The organism is Streptomyces sp. NPDC043812, assembly GCF_056436245.1.
Genome location: NZ_JBWKCY010000003.1, coordinates 376901 through 396281 on the forward strand (window position 1 = coordinate 376901; position 19381 = coordinate 396281).

General features: G+C 71.3%; 18 protein-coding genes and 1 tRNA gene. 11 read left to right on the forward strand and 8 right to left on the reverse strand.

The features are described 5' to 3' along the window. Positions 1-46: 46 nt before the first annotated feature. Positions 47-568, reverse strand: coding sequence for a universal stress protein (locus tag AC067Z_RS06650; RefSeq protein WP_478788352.1), 522 nt, complete (start codon positions 566-568; stop codon positions 47-49). Between the two features lie 430 nt (positions 569-998). Here AC067Z_RS06650 and AC067Z_RS06655 point away from each other — a divergent pair, with 430 nt between their 5' ends. From AC067Z_RS06655 to AC067Z_RS06670, 4 genes are all read left to right on the forward strand, one after another. After that, positions 999-1298, forward strand: coding sequence for a hypothetical protein (locus tag AC067Z_RS06655; protein ID WP_478788353.1), 300 nt, complete (start codon positions 999-1001; stop codon positions 1296-1298). 386 nt (positions 1299-1684) lie between these two features. Next, positions 1685-2872: a helix-turn-helix domain-containing protein gene (locus tag AC067Z_RS06660; protein ID WP_478788354.1), complete on the forward strand. Its 1188-nt coding sequence runs from the start codon at positions 1685-1687 to the stop codon at positions 2870-2872. A 155-nt stretch (positions 2873-3027) separates the two neighbouring features. Next, positions 3028-3669, forward strand: coding sequence for an oligoribonuclease (gene orn / locus AC067Z_RS06665; protein ID WP_478788355.1), 642 nt, complete (start codon positions 3028-3030; stop codon positions 3667-3669). 70 nt (positions 3670-3739) lie between these two features. After that, positions 3740-3812: transfer RNA gene (locus AC067Z_RS06670), tRNA-His, on the forward strand. 171 nt (positions 3813-3983) lie between these two features. Here AC067Z_RS06670 and AC067Z_RS06675 read toward each other — a convergent pair. Further along, positions 3984-4220: a hypothetical protein gene (locus AC067Z_RS06675; RefSeq protein ID WP_478788356.1), complete on the reverse strand. Its 237-nt coding sequence runs from the start codon at positions 4218-4220 to the stop codon at positions 3984-3986. A gap of 96 nt (positions 4221-4316) precedes the next feature. Next, positions 4317-5369 (reverse strand): LacI family DNA-binding transcriptional regulator, encoded by a 1053-nt coding sequence (locus AC067Z_RS06680; protein ID WP_478788486.1) that lies wholly within the window; start codon positions 5367-5369, stop codon positions 4317-4319. 244 nt (positions 5370-5613) lie between these two features. On the opposite strand from AC067Z_RS06680, the gene AC067Z_RS06685 reads away from it, so the two are divergent. The 5 genes from AC067Z_RS06685 (at position 5614) to AC067Z_RS06705 (ending at position 11776) form a co-directional block, all read left to right on the forward strand. After that, positions 5614-6924: an ABC transporter substrate-binding protein gene (locus AC067Z_RS06685; RefSeq protein ID WP_478788357.1), complete on the forward strand. Its 1311-nt coding sequence runs from the start codon at positions 5614-5616 to the stop codon at positions 6922-6924. 3 nt (positions 6925-6927) lie between these two features. Beyond that, positions 6928-7953 (forward strand): carbohydrate ABC transporter permease, encoded by a 1026-nt coding sequence (locus AC067Z_RS06690; protein WP_478788358.1) that lies wholly within the window; start codon positions 6928-6930, stop codon positions 7951-7953. Next, a complete protein-coding gene (locus tag AC067Z_RS06695; RefSeq protein ID WP_478788359.1) occupies positions 7950-8798 on the forward strand; it encodes a carbohydrate ABC transporter permease in 849 nt (282 codons plus the stop codon). Before AC067Z_RS06690 ends, AC067Z_RS06695 begins: the two co-directional genes overlap by 4 nt. A 39-nt stretch (positions 8799-8837) precedes the next feature. Further along, positions 8838-10265: a GH1 family beta-glucosidase gene (locus AC067Z_RS06700; protein WP_478788360.1), complete on the forward strand. Its 1428-nt coding sequence runs from the start codon at positions 8838-8840 to the stop codon at positions 10263-10265. Positions 10266-10363: 98 nt separating this feature from the next. After that, a complete protein-coding gene (locus AC067Z_RS06705) occupies positions 10364-11776 on the forward strand; it encodes a S41 family peptidase (RefSeq protein WP_478788361.1) in 1413 nt (470 codons plus the stop codon). A 71-nt stretch (positions 11777-11847) separates the two neighbouring features. Here the strand turns inward: AC067Z_RS06705 and AC067Z_RS06710 are convergent, their stop codons facing one another. The 3 genes from AC067Z_RS06710 to AC067Z_RS06720 all read right to left on the reverse strand — a co-directional run bounded on the left by AC067Z_RS06710 (position 11848) and on the right by AC067Z_RS06720 (position 15632). Next, on the reverse strand, positions 11848-13329 hold the full coding sequence (locus AC067Z_RS06710) for a cellulose binding domain-containing protein (protein ID WP_478788362.1): 1482 nt from the start codon (positions 13327-13329) through the stop codon (positions 11848-11850). 198 nt (positions 13330-13527) lie between these two features. Then, positions 13528-14922: a sensor histidine kinase gene (locus AC067Z_RS06715; protein WP_478788363.1), complete on the reverse strand. Its 1395-nt coding sequence runs from the start codon at positions 14920-14922 to the stop codon at positions 13528-13530. Next, entirely contained in the window at positions 14919-15632 is a 714-nt protein-coding gene (locus AC067Z_RS06720; RefSeq protein WP_478788364.1) for a response regulator transcription factor, read from the reverse strand. Before AC067Z_RS06720 ends, AC067Z_RS06715 begins: the two co-directional genes overlap by 4 nt. A 100-nt stretch (positions 15633-15732) precedes the next feature. Between AC067Z_RS06720 and AC067Z_RS06725 the strand changes: the two genes are divergently transcribed. Beyond that, on the forward strand, positions 15733-16272 hold the full coding sequence (locus AC067Z_RS06725) for a hypothetical protein (protein WP_478788365.1): 540 nt from the start codon (positions 15733-15735) through the stop codon (positions 16270-16272). A gap of 46 nt (positions 16273-16318) precedes the next feature. Here the strand turns inward: AC067Z_RS06725 and AC067Z_RS06730 are convergent, their stop codons facing one another. Both AC067Z_RS06730 and AC067Z_RS06735 read right to left on the reverse strand, forming a co-directional pair. Beyond that, the gene (locus AC067Z_RS06730; protein ID WP_478788366.1) at positions 16319-17209 is read right to left on the reverse strand and encodes a spermidine synthase; all 891 of its coding nucleotides are present in this window, start codon (positions 17207-17209) and stop codon (positions 16319-16321) included. Between the two features lie 54 nt (positions 17210-17263). After that, positions 17264-17683, reverse strand: a complete 420-nt coding sequence (locus tag AC067Z_RS06735) for a hypothetical protein (protein WP_478788367.1) — start codon at positions 17681-17683, stop codon at positions 17264-17266. Between the two features lie 246 nt (positions 17684-17929). On the opposite strand from AC067Z_RS06735, the gene AC067Z_RS06740 reads away from it, so the two are divergent. Then, the gene (locus AC067Z_RS06740) at positions 17930-19363 is read left to right on the forward strand and encodes a tetratricopeptide repeat protein (protein ID WP_478788368.1); all 1434 of its coding nucleotides are present in this window, start codon (positions 17930-17932) and stop codon (positions 19361-19363) included. The last annotated feature ends 18 nt before the right edge of the window (positions 19364-19381 follow it).

Below are 19381 nucleotides of genomic sequence, written 5' to 3' on the forward strand. Positions count from 1 at the left end.
GGAGACAGAGAGTCCAAAGAGGCCGGAGCGACGCCTGGGGCGGGCTCTACGGGATGACGATCACGGGGCGCTGCGCGCGGCGCGCGAGACGGCCCGCGACCGAGCCGAAGATCCGGCCGACGAGGCCGTGCGTGGAGCCGACGACGATCGCGTCCGCCGAGTACTCCCGGCCGACCTCTTCCAGTTCGTGACAGATGTCGCCGCCGCGCTCGACCAGGATCCAGGGGACCTCGGTCAGATAGTCGGCGCAGGCGAGCTCCAGCCCGAGCACCTCGGTGCGGTGGTCGGGGACGTCCACGAAGACGGGCGGCTCGCAGCCGGCCCAGACCGTGGTGGGCAGCCGGTTGGCGACATGGACGATGATCAGTCCCGCACCCAGCCTGCGCGCCATTCCGATGGCATAGGCGAGGGCGCGCTCACTCGACGTCGATCCGTCGAATCCGACGACGACTCCGTGCCGGAACGCGGGATCGCAGGAATGGCACGCTTCTTCGGCCGCCCGCAGGTCCGACAGGGGGTCGGCTACCTGCTTGCGGTCCGCGGGTTCGGGGATTTCGTGACCGGCCATCGATGTCTCGGCGAGGAACGTCCTCTTGGGAGGGAGTCTGAGAAGGTGCGTCGGTTGGCTTGGCTCAGGTGAGGTGTCCGGGAATCATCTTCCCAACCCCATACCCCCAAGGGTACGGCGCCACTCCTCTCCTGCCCAGGCCCGGCCGCGGCATGCGCGGCATTCCAGGGAGCATGCCCGAGGCCGCCCCCGGATGGCAATGCCGGTTGGCCTCTACAGCCGTCTGCCACTGCGGGCAGTGACCGAATGACTGCGCTTCTCGTTGGCCAGTCGTCCCCCCGCCTCGCCCCAGGAGTTCCGAGTGCCCGCACGTCCGTCCGCCCCTGCACCCGCGCACACACCGGCCCGGCGGCGCGGACGGCGCCGGGCCACGCGCCCTGCCGCCCCTCCTGCACCCCCCGGCGCTCCCGCCGGACCCGGACCCGCTCCGGTGCGGACGGACCTCTCGTCGGATTCGGCGAGCGACGTGGTGCGCTGGGCGGCGTTCACCTGCCTGCTCGTCCCGGTGGTCCTGGTCGTGTACGGGACGTCGGTCGGCGGGGCCGCCGCCGCGACCCTCGGGCTCGCCGCCGTGACGACCGCCTGTCGCGTGCTGCTGCGCCAGTCGGAACGGTCAGCGGCGCGCGCCCGCGCAGGGTCGGTCGGAGCGGGGGGCGCCCGGCGCTCCCACGCGCCGGAGAGCATGCGCCGGAGCACGCACCGCGGACGACGGAGCACAGCCGGCGAATGACGAGTTCGCACACTCGCACCCATCGGTTTTCGGCCAACTTCACCCCACCGGCGTCGGCTTGCCGAAATGGCCTGCCAACCCCCTTGCCACCAGGCAGGAATGGACCGAGCGGCGCGCCCGCACCCTACGGGGACGGGCCATGCCCGCCACGGGGCCTTCCCTGCGGGCCCGTCGAGTGGAACGCTTCGTGATCGAATGCATCGCGCCAAGTTGCCAAGTCGACATAGCGGGGCATGCCGAACTTGTCACGTCGGCGCCACGGGACGCAGTAGATTCGATCATGAGTATCGAAGACTCGGGACTCGTGCAAAACCGAGGGGAAACGTGCAGGAGCGAAAGGCCCGAAAAGAACGGGGAGACGCGAACACCGAGGGGGGCTTAGCGTCATGAGTCAGGACTCCGCCGCACCGGAGGCAGCACGGAAACTTTCCGGCCGCCGGCGCCGGGAAGTCGTCGCGGTGCTGCTGTTCAGCGGCGGCCCTATTTTCGAAAGTTCCATCCCACTCTCGGTGTTCGGAATTGACCGTCAGGACGCCGGAGTTCCCCGCTACCGCCTGCTTGTGTGCGGTGGTGAGGAGGGACCGCTGCGCACCACCGGCGGTCTGGAACTGACCACGCCGTACGGCCTGGAGGCGATCAGCAGAGCGGGCACCGTCGTCGTGCCCGCCTGGCGCTCGATCACCTCCCCGCCACCGCCCGAAGCGCTCGATGCGCTGCGCCGGGCACATGAGGAGGGCGCCCGCATCGTCGGACTGTGCACCGGGGCGTTCGTCCTCGCAGCGGCCGGTCTGCTCGACGGCCGCCCCGCGACCACCCACTGGATGTACGCGCCGACGCTGGCCAAGCGTTATCCGTCCGTCCATGTGGATCCACGCGAACTGTTCGTCGACGACGGGGACGTGCTCACGTCGGCGGGCACAGCGGCCGGAATCGACCTCTGCCTCCACATAGTGCGCACCGACCACGGCACGGAGGCAGCCGGAGCGCTCGCCCGCAGACTGGTCGTCCCACCGCGTCGCAGCGGCGGTCAGGAGCGCTATCTCGACAGGTCTTTACCAGAGGAAATCGGCTCCGACCCGCTGGCCGAGGTCGTTTCCTGGGCGCTGGAGCACCTCCACGAGCAGTTCGACGTGGAGACGCTGGCCGCGCGGGCGTACATGAGCCGCCGGACGTTCGACCGCCGGTTCCGTTCGCTGACCGGTTCGGCGCCGCTCCAGTGGCTGATCACCCAGCGGGTGCTGCAGGCGCAGCGGCTGCTCGAGACCTCCGACTACTCGGTCGACGAGGTCGCGGGCCGCTGCGGCTTCCGCTCCCCGGTGGCGCTGCGCGGCCACTTCCGGCGCCAGCTGGGGTCCTCCCCGGCCGCCTACCGGGCGGCCTACCGCGCCCGCCGGCCGCAGGGCGACCCGGGCCATGCGTCGATGGTGGAAGCCGTCGTGCCGGCCCAGGCCACAGCGGGGGCGCGCCGCGCCACCGCGGGCATGCCGGGTTCGCCACCGGAGTCCGTCAGGTCCGGCGCCGAGATGTACGCGGCGGGCCACGCACGTCCGAGCCTGCCGGGCCAGCGGGCGTGAGCTGAGGCCGTGAGCGGAAGGGGCCGGGACCGGGTGGAATGCACCCGGTCCCGGCCCCTTCGGCACGTTCCGGGGCCGTCCCGGCGGCCGGCGCTGTTCGGGCAGCCGCGTCCGAGCCGGACAGGATCGGCGCGGAGCCCCATAAGGTAGGACGCATGAACGATCGCATGGTGTGGATCGACTGCGAGATGACCGGGCTCTCGCTGACGGACGACGCACTCATCGAGGTGGCCGCGCTGGTCACCGACTCGGAACTGAACGTGCTCGGCGACGGTGTGGACATCGTGATCCGCCCGCCCGACGCAGCCCTGGAGACCATGCCCGAGATCGTGCGCCAGATGCACACGAGTTCGGGCCTGCTCGACGAGCTCGCCGGCGGCACCACGCTCGCCGACGCGGAGGCGCAGGTCATCGCGTACATCCGTGAGCACGTCAAGGAGCCCGGCAAGGCCCCGCTGTGCGGAAACTCGGTCGGCACCGACCGTGGCTTCCTCTCCCGCGACATGCCGACGCTGGAGGGCCACCTCCACTACCGGATCGTCGATGTCTCCTCGATCAAGGAACTGGCCCGCCGCTGGTACCCGAGGGCGTACTTCAACAGTCCGGAGAAGAGCGGCAACCACCGGGCGCTCGCCGACATCCGCGAATCCATCGCGGAGCTGCGGTACTACCGCGAGGCGGTCTTCGTCCCGCAGCCCGGGCCCGACTCGGACAGGGCACGGACGATCGCGGCCAAGCACGTACTGCGCCCGGAGCCCGCGAAACAGCCTGACGGCGGCCCCTCGCCCCTCGGGTAAACCCTGGCGCGAGCACCCTCCGGGACCCTGTACACTTTTTCTCGGCCGGTCGGGAAGAAGACCGGTCGTGGTGGGTATAGCTCAGCTGGTAGAGCACCTGGTTGTGGTCCAGGATGTCGCGGGTTCGAGTCCCGTTACTCACCCTGAATGATCAAGGGCTGACCTGTTTCACAGGTCAGCCCTTCGTCATACCCGGACCTTCGGGAACACGACCGGACCCACAGATCCCCCGGACCGGTCACGTCCTGTGCCCAGGGCGAGCGCCGTGGAACGGCCCGCGACGTGCGCTCGCCCTCGTGCACCGCGTCGCCCCGTCACCCCTCGGGCGGGAAGTAGAGCAGGTCACCCGGGTTGAAGTGCACCACGTCCGTGCGGCCCCCGTGGACCAGCCCGTCGAGAAAGACCCTCACCTTGGAGTGGCTGACCTCCACGGCAGCGATGCGCGCATGCATGATCTTGCCCGAGCCGCCGTCGTACGTGAACGGCTTGCCCACATGCGCCGACGTGAGCTGGTGGGCGGGGAGGGCCCACATCTGGGGAGCGATGGTCATGCGATTCCTCTCGCGTCACGGGTGTTCAAGACTGCCAGGTGGCCGGTGGCGACGAGGCGCCGGGCAGAACCGCCCGACGCGGCCCGGACAAAGGCCCTACGACGAGTCCCGTACCACGAGCCGTGTCGGCAGCACGATCTGCGGTCGCTCGCCGGGTGGGGACGGCGCCACGATCTCGTCCAGCAGCAGGCGGGCCATGGTGCGGCCCATCTCCTCGATCGGCTGGCGCACGCTCGTCAGCGCCGGGTCCATGTGGCGGGCCACCGCCGAGTCGTCGAAGCCGATCAGGGCGACGTCGTCCGGTATCCGGCGGCCCGACGCCCGCAGCACGCCCCTCGCCCCCGCCGCCATCACGTCGGAGGCCGCGAAGACCGCGTCGACGTCCGGGCGGTCGGCGAGCAGGGCCTCCATCGCGCGGCGGCCGCCCTCCTCGCTGAAGTCGGCCGTCGCCGTCAACCGCGGGTCGGCGTCCAGGCCGGCGTCGGCGACCGCCGAGCGGTAGCCGTCCAGCCGGCAGCGGGCACCGTACACGTCCGGCGGGCCCGTGATCGTCGCGACCGCGCGCCGACCGCGGCCCGCGAGATGCGCGACCGCCTGCCGCGCACCCTCGACGTTGTCCGAGTCGACCGCGGCGAGCGTCTCCGCGGCCGAGCGGCGTCCGCTGATCACCACCGGGATCGACAGGTCCGCCAGCAGGTCCGGCAACTGGTCACCGGCATGGACGGAGACGAGCAGCACGCCGTCCACGCGATGGGCGGCCAGATAGTGGGCGAGCGTGTCCCGTTCACGGTCACCCGGCGCCAGGGTGAGCAGCAACTGTTTGCCCGTGGCCGCCAGTTCGGCTCCGGCGCCGCGCACGATGGCGGAGAAGTACGGCTCGGCGAAGAAGCGGTCCTCGGACTCGGGGACGACCAGCGCGACGGCGTCCGTGCGGTTGGCGGCCAGCGCACGGGCCGCGCGGTTGGGTACGTATCCGAGCTCGGCGACCGCCGCCTCCACAAGAGCGCGGGTCTCCTCGCTCACCCGCGGCGAGCCGTTGATCACTCGGGAGACGGTGCCCCGCCCCACGCCGGCGCGGGCCGCCACCTGTTCGAGCGTGGGCCTGCCGGTGGCGCGCCCCGTGTTCCCCGTACGGATTGTCCGAGACATCATTTCCGTCCTCCCCCAGGGTTCCCAGGCCGCGAACATAACGTGCCGGGTGCCTTGACACTCCAACAGGGAGCGGCGAACCTCGACACAACACGAATGGGAGCGCTCCCACTCCCGTCCGCACTTTCCCGCACCCCCCGCACGCTCCCCGTCGCCGCCCCGCGCTGTCAATGCCACGACGCCGCAGGTCAGTTCGGGAGCGGCAGGCGCACATCAGGGCACAACAGGGCACTTGGAGGCCGCAATGCGCAGGACAGTCATCCTCGCGGTCGTCGCCGCGCTCGGAGCCGGGCTGCTGGCCGGCTGCGCCGAGGACAGCGACGAACCCGCCGGCAGTGCCACGAACGGCGGCGGTGGCAAGGGGAAGACGACGATCACGGTCGGGGTCTTCGGCGCCTTCGGCCTGAAGGAGGCCGGGCTCTACGACGAGTACATGAAGCTCCACCCCGAGATAACGATCGAGCAGACCTCGATCGAGCGGAACGAGAACTACTACCCGCAGTTGCTCACCCACCTCGGCAGCGGCAGCGGTCTCGCCGACATCCAGGCCGTCGAGGTCAACAACATCGCCGAGATCACCGCGACACAGTCGGCCAAGCTCGTCGACCTGGGCAAGGTCGAGGGGGTCAGCAAGGACGCGTTCCTGGACTGGAAGTGGGCGCAGGCCACCGGCAAGGACGGGCGAACCGTCGGCCTCGGCACGGACATCGGCCCGCAGGGCATCTGCTACCGGAAGGACCTGTTCAAGAAGGCCGGCCTGCCCACCGACCGCGAGGCCGTCGGCGAACTGTGGGCCGGGGACTGGAACCAGTACCTGTACCAGGGCAAGCAGTTCAAGGCCAAGGCCCCCAAGGGCACGGCGTTCGTCGACTCGGCATCGGGCGTGCTGAACGCCATCACCGGCAGCAACGAGCAGCGGTTCTACGACGAGGACGGCAAGGTCGTCTACAAGACCAGCCCGGGCGTCAGGCACGCCTGGGGCATCGCCGCCGCGTTCGCGACCGAGGGACTGACCGGCAAGCTCCAGCAGTTCACCCCCGCATGGGACCAGGCCTTCGCCAACGGCACGTTCGCGACCGTCTCCTGCCCGGCATGGATGCTCGGCTACATCCAGGACAAGGCCGGCGAGGCCGGCAAGGACAAGTGGGACGTGGCACCGGCGCCCAAGCCCAGCAACTGGGGCGGCTCCTTCCTGATCGTCCCGGAGGCCGGCAAGAACAAGAAGGCCGCCGCCGAGCTCGTGGCGTGGCTGACCGCCCCCGAACAGCAGGCGAAGCTGTTCACCGAGCGCGGCAGCTTCCCGAGCGCCAAGGCGGCGTACTCACTGCCCGCCGTCTCCGGCGCGAAGCACGACTACTTCGGCGGTGCGCCGATCGGCGAGATATTCTCCCGGGCCGCCGAGGGTGTGCCGGTCCAGATCGTCGGCCCGAAGGACCTGATCATCGCGCAGAACCTGGTGGACGTCGGCATGCTGCAGGTCGACCAGAAGGGCCGCTCCTCGGAGCAGGGCTGGGACGCGGCGGTCAAGGCCATCGACAACGCGCTGGATCAGTGACCTGTGTCGCACACGGCATCCGGACTTCCGGCCGCGCCCGCCGAGGAGGATCACTCCGCGGAGGGCGCGGCCCCCGGTACGAACGACACCGTCGACGAGCGCCGCCGGGCCCGGCGCTCGCGCCGCTACAGGCGCGATGTGAAGTGGAGCCCGTACGCCTTCGTCGCACCGTTCTTCCTCTTCTTCCTGGCCTTCGGTCTCTTCCCCCTCCTCTACACCGGCTGGGCGTCGCTGCACCGGGTGGAGCTGACCGCGCCCACCGACATGGAGTGGGTGGGGCTGCGCAACTTCGCGCGGCTGCTCGAGGACGAGTTCTTCTGGAACGCGCTGCAGAACACCGTGACCATCGGCCTGCTGTCCACCGTGCCGCAGCTGGTCGTCGCGCTCGGCATCGCGCATCTGCTCAACTACCGGCTGCGCGGCTCGATGTTCTTCCGTGTCGCCGTCCTCACCCCGTACGCGACGTCGGTCGCTGCCGCGACGCTCGTCTTCGTGCTGCTCTTCGGGCGCGACTACGGAATGATCAACTGGGCACTCGGACTGGCCGGCATCGACACGGTCGACTGGCAGAACGGGCAGTGGACCTCGCAGCTCGCGGTCTCCACGATCGTCATCTGGCGCTGGACCGGCTACAACGCGCTCATCTACCTCGCCGCCATGCAGGCCGTCCCGAACGAGCTGTACGAGTCGGCGGCGCTGGACGGCGCCTCCCGATGGCAGCAGTTCATCCACGTCACGGTCCCCTCGCTGCGCCACACCATCCTGTTCACCTGCGTGGTCTCCACGATCGGCGCGACCCAGCTCTTCGGTGAACCGCTGCTGTTCAACGGCGGCGCGGGCGCGACGGGCGGCGCGGACCACCAGTACCAGACGCTCGGTCTGTATCTGTACGAGCAGGGCTGGGTGAACCTCCATCTGGGCCGCGCGTCCGCGATCGCCTGGGCGATGTTCCTGATCCTGCTGATCATCGGCGCGGTGAACTGGCTGATCGCCCGTCGTCTGAGCAAGAGCGCGCAGGGGGACACATGATGCCGAAGGCAAAACGGGCAGGCGGGCACCTGCACGGCGGAAGGATCGCCTACGCGATCCTGATCGTGTTCACGATCGGGTCCCTCTTCCCGCTGGTGTGGACCGCGGTCGCCGCCTCCCGCACCAGCACCCGGCTCGCGCAGACTCCCCCGCCCTTCTGGTTCGGCGGCAATCTCCTCAGGAATCTGGAGATCGCCTGGACCGACGCCAACATGGGGGCCGCGCTGCTCAACACCACGATCGTCGCCGGATCGATCGCGGCGGGCACCGTGCTCTTCGCCACGCTCGCCGGGTTCGCGTTCGCCAAACTGCGCTTCCGTATGAAGAACCTGCTGCTGGTCCTGGTGATCGGCACGATGATGGTCCCTCCGCAGCTCAGCGTCGTTCCGCTGTACATGCTCATCGCCGAACTGTCCTGGACCGACCAGCTGCAGTCCGTCATCCTGCCCACGCTGGTCAGCGCGTTCGGCGTGTTCTTCATGCGCCAGTACCTGATGGAGGCGCTGCCCGGCGAACTGATCGAGGCCGCACGCGTCGACGGCGCGAACAGCTGGCGCGTCGTGTGGCACATCGTCTTCCCGGCCGCCCGACCCGCGATGGCCGTCCTCGGGATGCTGACCTTCGTGATGGCCTGGAACGACTTCTTCTGGCCGATCCTCGCCCTCACCCAGACCGGCAATCCGACCGTGCAGGTCGCGCTGACCGGTCTGGGACGCGGCTACATCCCCGACCAGTCGGTGATCATGGCCGGCGCGCTGCTGGGCACCCTGCCGCTCCTGCTCGCCTTCGTGGTCTTCGGCAAGCAAATCGTCGGCGGCATCATGCAGGGCGCGGTCAAGGGCTGACATTCGTCTACATTCCGTCGCACACAGGGGAGTTCCGACATGTCCATCAGCTTTCCGCACGACTTCCTTTGGGGCACCGCCACCGCCGCCTACCAGATCGAGGGTGCGGCACGGGAGGGCGGCCGCACGCCGTCCATCTGGGACACCTTCAGCCACACCCCCGGCAAGGTGCTCGGCGGCGACACCGGTGACACGGCCGCCGACCACTTCCACCGACGGGCCGAGGACGTCCGGCTCATGGCGGACCTCGGGGTGAGCGCGTACCGCTTCTCGGTGTCGTGGCCGCGCGTGCAGCCGACCGGGCGCGGGCCGGCCGTCCAGCGCGGTCTCGACTTCTACCGCGGGCTCGTCGACGATCTCCTGGCGCACGGCATCCGGCCCGTACTGACCCTCTACCACTGGGACCTGCCGCAGGACCTGGAGGCGGCGGGCGGCTGGCCGCAGCGGGACACCGCCCATCGCTTCGCCGAGTACGCCCGGATCGTCGCCGACGCGCTCGGCGACAGGGTGGAACTGTGGACCACCCTCAACGAGCCCTGGTGCAGCGCCTTTCTGGGGTACGGCTCCGGAGTGCACGCGCCGGGGCGCACCGATCCGGTCGCCGCCCTGCGCGCCGCGCACCACCTCAATCTGGGGCACGGTCTCGCCGTCGCGGCGATGCGCCAGGCCCTGCCGGCGAGCGCCCGGATCGGGATCAGCCTCAACCCGAGCGCGGTCAGGGCGCGTACACAGAGCCCGGAGGATCTGGACGCGCAGCGGCGCATCGACGCGCTCGCGAACCGGATCTTCACCGATCCGCTGCTGCGGGGCAGTTACCCGCGCGACCTGATCGCGGACACGTCGGCGCTCACCGACTGGGCCTTCGTGCAGGACGGCGACCCCGAGGCCGTCCGCGGCACACTCGACTGGCTGGGGGTCAACTACTACTCGCCGGCGCTCGTGTCCGCCGCCGACACGGCCCGCCCCTCAGGACGGGACGACGGCCACGCCGAGAGCACGCACTCCCCATGGCCCGCCGCCGACGCCGTCGCCTTCCACCGGGTGCCCGGCGAACGGACCGAGATGGGCTGGAGCGTGGATCCGAGCGGGCTGTACGACCTGCTGATGCGCTACAGCCGAGAGGCCCCCGGCCTGCCCCTGGTGGTCACCGAGAACGGCGCGGCCTACCACGACGAACCGGCCGCGGACGGCAGCGTCCACGACCCCGACCGCATCCGCTATCTGCACACCCACGTGACGGCCGTGCACCGGGCGATCTCCGACGGCGCCGATGTGCGCGGCTATTTCCTTTGGTCCCTGCTCGACAACTTCGAATGGTCCTACGGCTACAGCAAGCGCTTCGGCGCGGTGTACGTCGACTACGCGACGCAGGCGCGCGTCCCCAAGTCCAGTGCCCACTGGTACGGCCGGCTGGCCCGCACCGGTGTACTGCCCGAGCCGACGGGGGTTTCCCCCACCCCGCAGTGACCTGACAGCGGGATGTCCCCCGCTCCCCCGGCGCACCGATCATGTCCGTACCAGGACGGCCGGGCACGCCCGGGAACGGACGAGGAACGGGGACGATCATGCAGTTCCGGAGTGGCGGACGCGGCAGGGCAAGGACGGTCGCAGCGGCCGTGCTGCTGGCCATGACGGCGGGCACGGCGGTGCCGTCGGCCACGGCGTCCGCCGCCGGCCCGTCGGCGCAGGGGAGCGGCGGGGTGTGGCGGACGGACGGCTACGGCACCGTTCTGACGCTGGACGCCGGACGTCTGCAGCAGTACCAGGTCACGGGCGTGAGCTGCGTGAAAGGCCCGACGGCAGTGCGGGACGGCGCCCCGGGGCGCTACCTGGACAAGGACGGCGAACTGCTCACCGTGCGGCCCGCGCACCACCGGGACCGGGCGTGGCTGCACATCGGCGGCTCACCGGGCGACCGCGGACTGCACCGCATCGCCGCGCTCCCCGACCGGTGCCGACAGCCCGCGCCCGCGGGTCCGGTGGCGTCGTTCGACGTGTTCTGGCAGACGTTCGAGGAAAACTACCCGTTCTTCGGGGCGAAGGGCGTCGACTGGCACACCGTACGCGACCGCTACCGTCCGCGTGTGCACACGGACACGACGGACGCCGAACTCTTCGCGGTGTTCCGGGAGATGGTCGCGCCGCTGCACGACGCGCATGTGGCGGTGCTCGCCGGGGAGACCGGCCGCTTCACCCAGGCACGGCCGGGCACCACGATGCCCGACGACAAACTGGACGCGAAGGTCAAGGCGTTCATCGAGCGGCGCGATCTGGGCGGCACGAAGCTGCGGGAGTACGCGCGCGGCCGGATCGCGTACGCCGAACTCCCGGGCGGGCAGGGATATCTGCGTATCACCGGCTTCGGCGGCTACGCCGAGAAGGGCAGCTATGCCGCCCAACGGGCCGCGATGGACGACGCACTGGACGCGATCCTCACCGAGGAGACGACGTCCCGGCTGCGCGGGCTGATCATCGATCTGCGGATCAACGGCGGCGGCTCCGATCAGCTCGGCCTCGACCTCGCCGGCCGGCTGACCGACCGCCCCCACTTCGCCTATGCCAAGCGGGCCCGCAACGACCCGGCGGACGCGAGCCGCTTCACCCGTCCCCAGCCGCAGTACGTGCGGCCGCACGACGGTCCCCGTTTCACCGGGCCGGTGGCCGTGCTGACGGGCGGGATGACGATCAGCGCCGGGGAGTCGTTCACCCAGGCGCTGATGGAACGCCCCGGGCGCACGGTCCGGATCGGTGAGCACACGCAGGGCGTGTTCTCCGACGTCATGCAACGGGATCTGCCGGGGCGCGGCGGCTGGCAGGTGTGGCTGCCGAACGAGGAGTTCCTGACACGGTCGGGCCGTACGTTCGACGGTCCCGGGATTCCACCGGTGCTGGCGGAGCCCGTGTTCACGGACGAGGAGTTCGCGGCGGACCGGGACTCGGCGTTCGACCGCGCGCTGCGGGTGCTGGACGGCCGCTGACACCGCGGAGCCCCCGACGACCCGGCCGGGTGGGGGGCCGGCCGGGGCGCGGGGGCGAAGTCCTGGACGGACTACTTGAACGCGGCGAACGCCTTCGTGAAGGCCAGCGGCTCCTGCAGGATCGAGCTGCATGTCGCGTCCGCCGAGGGCTTCTCCCCGCCCGCGCACTGCTTGTCACGCGTCGAGGACCACATCGACAGCCAGCCCAGGTTCTTCGACTCGGCGAACTTCACGAGCTGCGTGGCGTCGTCGACCTTGAAGATCTCGGTGACCACGTCGTTGACGCCGATCATCGGCGTGACGGCCACGGCCTTCCAGGCCGCCGCGTCCGACAGGCCGAGCACGCCCTTGATCTGCGCCTGCGTGGCGGTCGCGGCCTGGATCGCGTACTCGCCCATGTCACCGCTGTACGCCGGGCCGTAGTCCATCGCCATGATGTTGACGGCGTCCACGCGCACTCCGTTCTTCTTGGCGTCGGCTATCAGGTCGACGCCGGGCTGGGTGAGCCCCTCGGGCATGACGGGCAGGGTGAAGGAGACGTTCAGGTCCGGGTGGGACTTCTGGAGCTGTGCGATGGCCTGCGAGCGGCGCGAGTTGGCGGCGGTGTCGGGCAGTGCGGCGCCCTCGATGTCGAAGTCGACCTTGGTGAGCTCGAAGGTGTCGATGACCTTGCCGTACGCCTTGGCCAGCTCGTCCGCCGACGAACAGTTCAGGGCCAGCTCGTGACCTGCCGCGCCACCGAACGAGACACGGACGTCACCACCCTTGGCCCGCAGGTCCCCGATCTGGGCCGCGACCTTGTCGTCGCCGAGGCCCGTGACGCCACCCCACAGGGGGGCGCAGGCGCCGCCCGAGGTGATGAAGGCGAGGTTGAACTCCTTCACCCCGGTCTTCGTCGCGGTGTCCACCATGTCGTACGCCGGGTAGAGCGAGGTGTCGATGTACGGCGCGTAGCGGGCGGCGGCGGCGGGCTTCGGGTCCTCGGTCTTCGTCGCCGTCGGGGTCGGGGTGGGGGCGGGCTCCGACGGCTGCTCGGTCGGCTTCTCCGAGGCGGTGGGTGTCGGGGCGGTCGTGGGCTGCTCGGTGGGACGACCGCTCGGCTGCGGTGTGGCGCCGCCGTCGGCGGAGCACGCGGCCTCGTTGATCAGACAGGACGTCGGGTCGGCGGCCTTACCGGTCGCGGAGGTGACGAAGCCGACGGTCACCGACGCGCCGGGCGCGAGCGCCTTGTTCCAGCTCGCGGGCTTCACGGTGATGTGCCGGCCGTCGGCCGTGTGCTCACCGTTCCAGAGCGAACCGATCGTCGTGCCGGCGGGCAGGTCGAACTCGAGCGTCCAGCCCGACTGGGCCTTGTCGGTCTCGTTGGTGATCACGTACTGACCGGTGTAACCGCCGTCCCAGGCACTGGTCCTGGTGTACGCGGCGCCGACCGCCGCGGCCTGCGCGGTGCCGGTGAGGACGACCGCCGCGCCGCCGATCACCGCGGTGACGACGACTGCGCCGACCGCCTTGGTCCTGACGCTCGCCCTGCGCCGGTGCGTACTGCTGCCCATCGCGTGCCTGCCTCTGCGTTGCGGAAGTGGGGGTGCGACTGCACGCTAGCGATCTCGAAACGGACAAAAACCCGATCGGGGACCGGGGTTGAGTTCCTTAGGGCGCGCTTAAGGAGGGCATCGGAACGGATTAATGGTCGAGACCTCTGCCCGTGCCCGACGCCACGCAGAGCGGCGCCGCGGTCACCGGGAGCGCTCTCAGGCAGTGGCCCTGCGGCGGCGCTGCACCCGGCCGCGATGCCCCTTCCGGCGCTCTGCGCGGGCGGCTTCGCGCGGGTCCAGTCCGATCCAGATGCGGACCTCGGTGCCGCCGAGGACCGAGCTGCCGATCCGTACGTCCCCGCCCGTCGACTCGGCGACCCGGCGCACGATGTCCAGGCCCAGTCCCGTCGAGCCGTCCCTCGCCCCGCTGTTGCCGCGGGCCAGTGCGGCGGCCGGGTCGGCGATGCCCGGACCGGCGTCCGAGACCAGCACGATGACCGCTTCGTCGCTGTTGTGGACATCGACGGAGAACGCGGTGCCCTCCGGGGTGTGCCGGAAGACATTGCCGAGCAGGGCATCGAGCGCGGCGGCGAGTTCGGGGCGGGCCACCGGGATCCGTACGGGACGGTCCACGCCTGCGAGCCGCACCTTGCGGCCCTCGTCCTCCGCGAGCGCGGACCAGAACCCCATGCGTTCGCGCACCACTTCGGAGGCGTCACAGCCCGCGCCGGGCCCGGTCGCCGCGGTCTGGGGCTTGGCCTCGCGCGCGGTACGGATGATGGTGTCCACCTCGCGTTCCAGCTGGGCCACGGCCGCCCTGGTCTGGTCGGCGGCGGCGCTCTCGCCGAGCGACGCCGCGTTCAGGCGCAGCACTGTCAGCGGGGTGCGCAGACGGTGCGAGAGATCGGCGGCGAGCTCACGCTCATTGGCGAGGAGCTGTACCACCTGGTCGGCCATCGAGTTGAACGCGATGGCGGCGGAGCGCAGTTCGGGCGGTCCTTCCTCCGGGACCCGGGCGCCGAGCCTGCCCTCGCCCAGCTCGTGGGCGGCGCCCGCGAGCCGTTGGGCGGGCTGCACCATGCGAACGCCCAGCCGGTCGGCGACCGCGACGGAACCGACGATCAGCGCGATGCCGACGCCCGCGAGCACCAGCCATGCGGTGTCGACGCCGTTGGAGACCTCGGCGTCCGGCACGAAGATCTCGACGACGGCGATCTGACCGGTGCCGATGGCCGTGGGCTGCAGCAGTGCCGAACCGCCGGACACCTCGGTGATCGACGCCCGGCCGATCCGCTGCACGGTGGCGAGGTCCGCGGCGGCCGCGCGCCGCGTGCCGATCGCCAGCGGCACACTGCCCAGTTCGCCGGACGCCGGGATGTGCACGGCCATCTTCCCGGCCGCACCGGCGGGCGTGGTCTGCACCGCCCGCTCCAGCGGGCGGCGTTCGGTGGTGACGGTCAGTGTGGGACCGATGGTCGCCGCCTGGCGCTCGGCGTTGGAGAAGGCCCGGTCACGGGCCATCTCCTTGATGACGAGGCCCAGCGGCAGCGCGAAGGCCAGCACGACCATCACCGTGACGGCGAGGGAGACCTTGACGAGAGCCCATCTCATGCCTGCAGTCCGTCCGATCTGCCGTGGGGTGGCTCCAGCTTCACTCCGACTCCCCGCAGTGTGTGCAGATAGCGGGGCCGTGCCGCCGTCTCGCCGAGCTTGCGGCGCAGCCAGCTCAGGTGGACGTCGATGGTCTGGTCGTCGCCGTAGCTCTGCTGCCACACCTCGGCGAGCAGTTCCTTGCGCGCGACGACCACTCCGGGCCGGCCGGCGAGGAAGGCCAGCAGGTCGAACTCACGGCGGGTGAGGTCGAGCGAGCGTCCGTCGAGTTCGGCCTGCCTGCGCAGCGGGTCGATGGACAGACCCCCGACCTGGATGCCCCGGCTGGGCGGCGCCTCCTCGGCGCTCGCCCGTGCCCGGCGCAGCACGGCTGACATGCGCGCCGACAGGTGCTCGACCGAGAACGGCTTGGTGAGGTAGTCGTCCGCGCCGTCGTTGAGCAGCCGCACGATCTCGGTCTCGTCGTCGCGGGCGGTGGCGATGATCACCGGTACGTCGGTGATGCCGCGGAGCATCTTCAGCGCCTCGGCACCGTCCAGATCGGGCAGACCGAGGTCCAGGATGACCACATCGAACCGGAAATGGGCCACCTCGCGCAGCGCTTCCAGGGCCGTGCCGACGCTCCGTACCGTGTGGGAGGCCTCGGTCAAGTGCCTGATGAGAGCGGAGCGCACGAACTGGTCGTCCTCGACCACGAGCACACTTGCCATGGGCGGCACCGTACGCCATCCGGAGCAGCCCGGTCCCGAAAGGGCCGGGACTTCAGGGCCGGAGGGGAGCACGGGACAGGCGTGGGGTGCGTGGTGCACTATGGCCCCGATGAGCAGAGGACTCGTACATGCCATGGCGTGGTCGCTGTCCACCGGCGCGGCGGTGACGCTGTCCTGGTGGGGCGTCCATACGGTCATGGCCGGGACCGCGTACGACCGTCCGCGGGCCCTGCCGATCACGGCACAGACGACGACCTCGCCCGTCGTGGAGCCACAGGCGTCGTCGACGGACCGGCCGCCGAGTTCGAAGCCCTCGCCCTCCCGTGAGGAGCCGTCGCGGACGCCGTCGTCCAAGCCGTCCGAGCCGAAGCCGCCCGCGGCCACCCCACCCGCCTCCTCCTCCGCCCCGGCGTCGTCGGGGGACGTGAAGGGGTACACGGTCAAGGGCGGCCGCGTCGTGTTCGACATCGGCAGCAGCTCGGCCGAACTGGTCTCGGCGACCCCGGCGGCGGGCTGGCAGATGCAGGTGTGGACGCAACCGACGTGGATCCGGGTGACGTTCACGCAGGACGGCCGCGAGTCGTCGGTGTTCTGCACGTGGAACGGCCATCCGCCGATGGTCCAGTTCGACGAGCGCTGACCCGGGAAGTCCGACAGGCACGGCAGCCGGCTTCCGGAGCCGGGGCTCAGTCCTTGAACGCGTCGGGCGGCGGTGCGGGCGAGGGCCTGGCGCTCGCGTCGGTGACAGGTGCGGCGCCGCCGGTGAAGTCGGCGAGCGCACGACCGTGTTCGACCCGTCCGGCGAACGGATCGCTCGCGACGCGCCGGGTCAGTTCGCCGACCGGCAGCTCCGTGTCCGACGCCAGCAGCACGGCGTTGCCGAAGCGGCGCCCGCGCAGCACGGTCGGGTCGGCGGCGAGCGCGAGTTCGGGGAAGACGGCGGCGGCGGTCGCCACCTGTGCACGCAGATGGGCCAGCGGGGGGCCGTCGGCCAGGTTGGCGGCGTAGTACGCACCGGGCCGCAGCGCCCGTTTCACCTCGGTGAGGAACTCCGTGCTGGTGAGATGTGCGGGGGTGCGGGCCCCGCTGAACACATCGGCGATGACGAGGTCCGCCCACCCGTCCGGCACCTTGCCGAGTCCCGCGCGGGCGTCGACGGACCGGACCCTTATCCGGGCGGTGGGGTCCAGCGGAAGCCGGGTGCGCACCAGTTGGACGAGCGCCGCGTCCACCTCGACGACCTGCTGGGTGGAGCGCGGCCGGGTCGCGGCGACATAGCGGGCCAGGGTGAAGGCGCCACCGCCGAGGTGCACGACCTGGAGCGGCCGGGCGGGCGGGGCGACGAGATCGACGATGTGCCCGAGGCGGCGCTGGTACTCGAAGGAGAGATGGGCCGGGTCGTCGAGGTCGACGTGCGACTGCGGCGCACCGTCGATGAGGAGGGTCCAGCCACGGGGCCGCTCCCGGTCCCCGACGAGCTCGGCGACGCCGCCGTCCACCTTTTCGACGAGGGGCTGCCCCTCGTCGTTCCCCCGCTCCCGCCTGCGCCTGCCCACGCCCCCATTATCGCCGGGCATCCATCACGGACGCACAGCGGCCCTGCGGCCGCACACGCCCTCGCGCCGCGAGCCTCAGCGGCAGTTGTCCGCCGCCTCGATCAGACGCGCCGCCTCACCCAGCGCTTCCCTCAGCACCGCCGGGTCCGTCACCGACTCCCCGTCGTCCGGCGGCAGCAGCCAGCCCGCGCCCGTCACCGGAAGCTCCGCCGGGATCCGCAGACCTCTCCCGGAGGTCTGTGTACACGCGCTGCCGGGCACGTCCCACGCGTCCGCCGTGCCCGGCGGCACCAGGAAGCCGAGCGTGTCGCACGTCCCGTCGTGCAGCACCGGCCCCACGACCGGCGCCGCTGCCGCGCGCCGCAGGATGTCGACGGCCTCCAGACCCTGGCGCGCGGGAACCGTCACCAGGTCGCACGGCCGGGCGGGGGGCTTGCTGCTGTCCGGGGTGGGCCGATGGCCCACCGTGGTCGAGGGCGTCGCACCGGTCTCCATGCCGACCTCCAACAAGGGGATCCCCTCCTCGCCGCGTCCCGTAGGGAGACAGGTAGCGCGCCTCCCTACGGTTCAACGCCCGTCCTCGTCAAGGGCTACGGCGGCACGCCGCCGCAAAGGATGGCAGTTCATGGCAGATTGCCGACGAGATGTCCCTTTTGTAGGTAAACCCTGTGTGTGCCCGCTGTCACAGCAGGTACGTTCTTGCCCCGCCGGAACACGGCTGCACCAAGAGAGGGCTCGGCCATGGCGTCGTCGTCACAGGCATCGAGACAGACACCGGGACAGACACCGCGGGCGCACCCCGCGCACACCCCACGTCCCAACCTGGCTTTCCGCAGGCTCCGCGGAACACGCTCGCCGGGCGAGTTCGCGACGGCCGTACGCAGGGCCGCCCGCGAGATCGGCGAGCAGGTCTCCTGCGACGCCCGCTACATCGGCCGCGTCGAGGCCGGCGAGATCCGCTGCCCCAACTACGCGTACGAGCGGGTGTTCCTGCACATGTTCCCCGGTCTCACGCTGACCGATCTGGGCTTCACCGCCCGGGAGAGTGTGCGCGGCAGAAGCCGCCCCGCCGCACCGGTACCCCCGGTGCCGGAGGGGCCGGCGGCCCCGTTCCCACCCTGCTGCCCCTTCGAGGGCGACGGGCACAGCAGCGACAGCGACGAGGAGAGCGACGTGCTGCGTCGCGCATTCATGACGAGCGGCCCCACCACGCTGGCGGCCGCCTCCCTCGGGTTCGGACTCGGTTCCGTGCCCGCCCAGCGCCGGGTCGGCGAGTCCGAGGTCAACGCCGTCGAGGAGGCCGTACGACGGATCCGGCTGCTCGACGACCGGCACGGCGCCGACGGGCTGTACAAGAGGGCCGCCCATCCGCTGCGTGCGGCGTACGCGCTGCTCGACGCGGGGACCTCGGCCCGCCGGTCGACAGCGGACCGGCTGCACGCGGGCGCGGGCGAACTGGCCATCTCCGTCGGCTGGCTGGCCCATGACTCGGGCCGTTTCGACGACGCCCGCTCCCACTACGCGGAGGCGCTGGCCACCGCACGGGTGGCGGGCGACCCGGCGTTGGAGGCGCACGCGTTCTGCAACACGTCCTTCCTGGCGAGGGACGCCGGCCGGCACCGGGAGGCGGTCCGCACCGCGCAGGCGGGCCAGCGCGCCGCCCGCCAGGTGGCGTCGCCGCGGCTGCTGGCGCTGCTCGCGCTGCGGGAAGCGGGCGGCTGGGCAGGGCTCGGGGACCGTACGGGCTGCGAGCAGTCGCTCGCCCGCGCGCACGGGTACTTCGCGCGCGGGGCGGCGGCGGACGATCCGGAGTGGATGTCGTTCTTCGCCGAGCCGGAGCTGGCGGCGCTGGAGGCACAGTGCTGGTCGGCGCTGGGCGAGTTCGCCCGCGCCGCCCGTCACGCACGGCGCGCCGCGACCCTCCAGGACCACCGCTTCACGCGCAATCTGGCGCTCTACCGCGCGGAGCTCGCCGCCGATCTGGCACGGGCGGGCGCCCCTGACGAGGCGGCCGCGGCGGGCGAGCAGGTGCTCGATCTGCTGGGGGCCGTCCAGTCGTCCCGTATCAAGACGATGCTGGCGGACACGGCGCGGGTGCTGCGCCCGCACCGCAGTGTGAACGGAGTCGCCGGTTTCCTGGCCCGCTACGCGGGCGTCGCGGGCCGCACGCCCTGAGCCGGGGAGCGGGGCCGG

Coding starts and splice junctions, on each gene's coding strand:
- AC067Z_RS06705 (WP_478788361.1), top strand. CDS start 10,364: ATGCAGTTCCGGAGTGGCGGACGCGGCAGGGCAAGGACGGTCGCAGCG.
- AC067Z_RS06680 (WP_478788486.1), bottom strand. CDS start 5,369: ATGTCTCGGACAATCCGTACGGGGAACACGGGGCGCGCCACCGGCAGG.
- AC067Z_RS06695 (WP_478788359.1), top strand. CDS start 7,950: ATGATGCCGAAGGCAAAACGGGCAGGCGGGCACCTGCACGGCGGAAGG.
- AC067Z_RS06710 (WP_478788362.1), bottom strand. CDS start 13,329: ATGGGCAGCAGTACGCACCGGCGCAGGGCGAGCGTCAGGACCAAGGCG.
- AC067Z_RS06660 (WP_478788354.1), top strand. CDS start 1,685: ATGAGTCAGGACTCCGCCGCACCGGAGGCAGCACGGAAACTTTCCGGC.
- AC067Z_RS06725 (WP_478788365.1), top strand. CDS start 15,733: ATGGCCCCGATGAGCAGAGGACTCGTACATGCCATGGCGTGGTCGCTG.
- orn (WP_478788355.1), top strand. CDS start 3,028: ATGAACGATCGCATGGTGTGGATCGACTGCGAGATGACCGGGCTCTCG.
- AC067Z_RS06730 (WP_478788366.1), bottom strand. CDS start 17,209: ATGCCCGGCGATAATGGGGGCGTGGGCAGGCGCAGGCGGGAGCGGGGG.
- AC067Z_RS06675 (WP_478788356.1), bottom strand. CDS start 4,220: ATGACCATCGCTCCCCAGATGTGGGCCCTCCCCGCCCACCAGCTCACG.
- AC067Z_RS06735 (WP_478788367.1), bottom strand. CDS start 17,683: ATGGAGACCGGTGCGACGCCCTCGACCACGGTGGGCCATCGGCCCACC.
- AC067Z_RS06700 (WP_478788360.1), top strand. CDS start 8,838: ATGTCCATCAGCTTTCCGCACGACTTCCTTTGGGGCACCGCCACCGCC.
- AC067Z_RS06715 (WP_478788363.1), bottom strand. CDS start 14,922: ATGAGATGGGCTCTCGTCAAGGTCTCCCTCGCCGTCACGGTGATGGTC.
- AC067Z_RS06720 (WP_478788364.1), bottom strand. CDS start 15,632: ATGGCAAGTGTGCTCGTGGTCGAGGACGACCAGTTCGTGCGCTCCGCT.
- AC067Z_RS06740 (WP_478788368.1), top strand. CDS start 17,930: ATGGCGTCGTCGTCACAGGCATCGAGACAGACACCGGGACAGACACCG.
- AC067Z_RS06685 (WP_478788357.1), top strand. CDS start 5,614: ATGCGCAGGACAGTCATCCTCGCGGTCGTCGCCGCGCTCGGAGCCGGG.
- AC067Z_RS06650 (WP_478788352.1), bottom strand. CDS start 568: ATGGCCGGTCACGAAATCCCCGAACCCGCGGACCGCAAGCAGGTAGCC.